Below are 4,382 nucleotides of genomic sequence, written 5' to 3' on the forward strand. Positions count from 1 at the left end.
AAAGTTCAAAATCAACCGCAAGTATAATGACCCAAAGTTATCTGGACTGACCGCGACGATTCCAACCTCTGGTACTTCGGAGTTAAAGATCGATTTGCAATAGGTAGCCGAAGTCCATCTTTAGAAGAACTTTCGTCCCACAGCGGACGCTTTTTGCGAAAGAGCGACCGGAAGCATCATCTTATCAACCTGAGAGGCTACCACAGTCCGCAGGTAAGATCTTTGTTGTACCGATATTCTTCTGCGGGTCGCGGTGGCTGACAATTGTAGATGATTAGCGGCACTTCCATCTCAAAAGTCGAACCATGATTGCGATACTCTCTCGGAAGATCGCGAAACGGTTGGTCCATTTCGCCAAACATCGTTGTTTTGTCCGCTAGGATAACTAACTCCCCAATCGTCGCTGGAGGCAGATGGAACCTGTTTGCTGCTTCGGCGCGCGTCAAAATCTCAGCGACCCCTGTTAGACTCCACAAGGTTCGGCGAACACTAGCTTCATCATCCGGTCTGTTAAGGTAAACATACGCACAACCCGCATAGTTGTTATGGTGTTTAATGTAGTAATCTCTCTCCGGTGACAATGAAAACTTGATCGGAGTCGAGGCTGCTTCGCAAGCGCGCACCAGATCCCAGCACCGGGTCTTGAAATTCATACCGTGATCTGCTGTTAAAAAGAAGGCGGCGTCTGGGGCTGCCGATACCGCTTCGCCCAACCACCGATCAACGCCAGCCAAATGAGCCTTCGATTCAGGTGCATTGGCTGGCCATGCATGCATTGGATAATCGGTAGTATGCACGTAGATTAGTCCGAGTTCTGGTCGGTTTTTGAGCCAATCTACGGCTACCTGCCAAAGCCACCAATTGATCTCACTACTATAAATGTTGGCGGGTTGACCAAATTTTTCGACGTATGTTTCCGGTGGTTGCTCGGCCGCAATCGCAACAGATGTATGCTTCGAGAAAAGCTCTACTGTCTTGCGCTTGCTGGTCAACAATCCTGACGCAACACCTTTCTTAGCGGCTTGCTCGAAAATTGTTGGAACGCGAATAAGTTCCGCGGAATTCATGTAAACCGGTTCGTTGTTTTCCGCATCATAGTACGAATTGCCTGAGATTCCATGTTCCGCTGGAAAGCAACCGCACGCGATGGAAACGTTGTTGACGTTCGTCACGCTAGGCATGATCGCTGAAACATTTCGAGCGAATCCGGCTCTAGCTAAACGTTGCCAGTTAGGCATTTCCGAATGGGCCACATATTCTGGTCCCAATCCATCCATCATTCCAACTACGATCCGTTGAGCACTTGGACTCATATCTGCTTCTTTCTATTCCATCATGATGCTTGAGAATAAGGACGAATTTGGCGCCGCACCGATTCGCTAATTCGTTCAATCAACAAAACTAAAACTAAAATCAATAACATGACAGTGCTGGCTTCGTCATAGCGAAAGAGTCGCATCGCGACGTCAAGCTCGACACCGATACCTCCCGCTCCTACCAACCCCAATACGATAGACGCGCGCACGGAACGCTCTAACGCGAAAAGGGATGTATGAACTAAATTGGGTATGGACTGAGGCAAAATGAGCGCAAGAAATTGTCCGAACGGCGTTGCCCCTAATCCACGCAGTCCTTCCAATTCTCGATCTTCCACGTCATCGAAAGCTTCAGTAAAGAAACGCCCACAAAATCCAAAGGTATCGGCAGCTACAGCCAGAACGCCTGCAAATGGACCCAACCCAAAACATGCCACGAAGAGCAGACCCCAGATTAACTCGGGAACGGTTCTAACAATAGCGATGCAAGAGCGGATGGATGACGTCAAACGGGGATGTGAGACATGGCGGCAAGCATAATTGCCAGCTACCAAACTGACCCCGATTCCGAGGAGTGTTCCAAGTGTTGCAATCTGCAAAGTGATCAATGCTTGCTGAATTAGTGGAACAATTCGATCAACGCGTGGTGGAAACATCTCGCGACCGATTTGAAACACTCTTGCAAACCCACGGGATACACGTTCCGGAGCGATTTCGACCGTACGAAACGAACCGGCAACGAACGTCAGAACCGCAATCAAAAACAACCATCCCAGCAAAGGTGGCTTTTCAAATCGTGGAATGACGAAAGATCTGGAATTGGATTGGGCGGCGTCAATCATAAAGAGTTCGCAACTCCTCTAGCCGTAGACCTGATGTTGCTCCGTCCATCAAGATGCGCCGATTACCGATCGCAAGAATTCGATCGCTAAATTTCAAAGCATGTTCGAGATTGTGCGTTGCGAAAAGAAGTGTTGCGTTAGTCTCCTTTGCTTGATTGCTTAACGCGATCATCATCTCGTCAGCAATGCTAGGGTCGAGACTTGCTGCGGGCTCATCTGCAAGGAACAACTTTGGTCTAGCAAAAAAAGCGCGAGCCAACGTAACGCGTTGGCTTTCTCCTCCTGAAAGGTGACAGCAACGAGTGAGCGCTTTCGACTCAAGACCGAATTGTCGGACGCACTCAATTGCTTGGTCGCGGTCATCTTTCGACGCGAGCGATTGAAAACTACGACGCCACACGTTCCCCCGTCCTAATCTGCCATGCAATACATTGCTCAAAACGCTCAAGTTTGGAGACAAACCATGGTTCTGTGGTATGAAACCCACCTGGCAACGGAATGATCGCAATACCTTGCCTCCACCTCGACCGGTGGATTCAACTCCAAATCGTTTTATCGTTCCACTGTGAAACGGAAGCAGCCCAAGCAAGATTCGGAAAAGCGTTGACTTACCTGCACCATTGGCTCCCAGTAAAGCGACCCGTTGACCCGGCTGGATACTAAACGAAACGTCCTCTAGTGCTGCGCTAGGTTGATTCTCGTAACGCATCGTCAAGTGCGCAACATCCAATACCGTACTGCTCATCAAATTCGATTCCGGAAAACCTTCAAGCTGTGGGTCATCGTTTTGGTGCGAGCAAATAGGACATGTCTGCGACGGAAAACATCTCGCGAGTGGAGTCATAGTCTCGGTCGGTTATCTTGTCCGATAGACTCATCCCGATGTACTTTTGGTTATCAACACCGCTGCAAATGGCATCGACAAAAAGTGGCGTGTTTGCCATGATCGCGCTTCGCATTCGATTCAAAACATCTGGATTTATGTCTTTTCTTGCCAGAATCACGTCTCCGGGTAGATCGTTACTCCGCTGCAGCAAATGGATCTCCGATTGAGTTTCACGAGAACTCTTACTCATCAAGGATTTGTATTTGTCTGATGTGGTAGCAAACCCATCGACATCACCTGCCAACAGCGCTTCCCACCCCATCTGGACGCTCGAGGTATGAATCAATTGCACTTCGGATGGCATCACTCCTGCCTGCTTCAGCATAAGCAGTGGCGCCAGGTGTTTGGAAGTCGACCCCGGATCACCTAGGGCCAGTTTACGTCCGACGAAGTCCGTGAGGGAATGAACCTCCGTATTTTTCCGAGTGACTATCACACAGTAATACTCCGCCCGCTGCAGCCCGACCACAATCTCAACAGGAGTTCGAGATGCAATCACCACATATTCGGAGGGGCCAGCAACTAAGAGATCTATCTGCGATGCAGCTAACGCCTCCGTCGCTGCAACTCGGTTTGGGACAGAATAAAACTTGATTGGTACACCTGATTTGTTGACCAATAGATCCCGGAATTTCCCAAACTCCCTTTGAAGCGATTCCAGTCCGTCTAGCTCTGCGACAGCAAATGCCAAGCCACTGGAATCCTCTTTGCGTTCAGCCATCCAAAAGATTCCAACTGCCAGCAGAAAAACACCCACGATCCATAAGGTTAATTGTGAGCGATGCATGGATAGTCTCCGCAGTGAGAATATGGTTCGTTAGAAGTTGTAAGACAATCGTCGACTATCGGTAGCCGGATTTCGCGTTCCTAACCAAATCTTTACATCCTCTCGTCTGCTCGATTCTAAGGCTTAGCCGGCTTTCGCTCATTAAGTATCTTCCGACGACGAGCAGCGTCTTGCTTTCGTTTCCTCAAGAATTTTTCAGTTCTCATTATCGCTTCGTCAACGGCCATCATGGCTTGACGAAGTATTGCCTATGGTGAGTCGATCGTTGATTCGCTTGAGCTTAGGATCGATGATTCCTTGCCGGGCGCGTGCATATCGAGCAAAGAGTTTCGACTTTTGCTAAAAAAATAAAGGACAGGCATTTTTTTGTTGACCAGCGTTTGTTTTTGGGGTATGATTTGGCCAATTAGGACGACTGATGCCTCTGCAGTTCGGGAGAATCTATGACTAAGGCTCGATTTCGGCTTGTGGATACGAGGGTGACTCGCTGGTATCATCTGGTTTCTAGATGCGTACGTTCCGCGTGGCTCCTCCAAGACGACGGAACCAAC

At 49.0% G+C, this 4,382-nt stretch carries 4 protein-coding genes; all 4 read right to left on the minus strand.

What is annotated here, in order from left to right; genetic code table 11:
• Window positions 1–197 precede the first annotated feature (197 nt).
• The 4 genes from ACIQ2L_RS14445 to ACIQ2L_RS14460 are packed head-to-tail and all read right to left on the minus strand — an operon-like array spanning window position 198 to window position 3,765.
• A complete protein-coding gene (locus ACIQ2L_RS14445; protein ID WP_396160078.1) occupies window positions 198–1,313 on the minus strand; it encodes an alkaline phosphatase family protein in 1,116 nt (371 codons plus the stop codon).
• 20 nt (window positions 1,314–1,333) lie between these two features.
• On the minus strand, window positions 1,334–2,158 hold the full coding sequence (phnE, locus tag ACIQ2L_RS14450; protein ID WP_396160080.1) for a phosphonate ABC transporter, permease protein PhnE: 825 nt from the start codon (window positions 2,156–2,158) through the stop codon (window positions 1,334–1,336).
• Entirely contained in the window at window positions 2,151–3,002 is an 852-nt protein-coding gene (locus ACIQ2L_RS14455) for a phosphonate ABC transporter ATP-binding protein (RefSeq protein ID WP_396160082.1), read from the minus strand. The genes phnE and ACIQ2L_RS14455 overlap by 8 nt, the downstream gene beginning before the upstream one ends.
• On the minus strand, window positions 2,938–3,765 hold the full coding sequence (locus ACIQ2L_RS14460) for a PhnD/SsuA/transferrin family substrate-binding protein (protein ID WP_396160084.1): 828 nt from the start codon (window positions 3,763–3,765) through the stop codon (window positions 2,938–2,940). The genes ACIQ2L_RS14455 and ACIQ2L_RS14460 overlap by 65 nt, the downstream gene beginning before the upstream one ends.
• Between the last annotated feature and the right edge of the window lie 617 nt (window positions 3,766–4,382).

Source organism: Flavobacterium sp. (genome assembly GCF_044369455.1).
In the GTDB taxonomy this organism is placed as follows: domain Bacteria; phylum Bacteroidota; class Bacteroidia; order Flavobacteriales; family Flavobacteriaceae; genus Flavobacterium.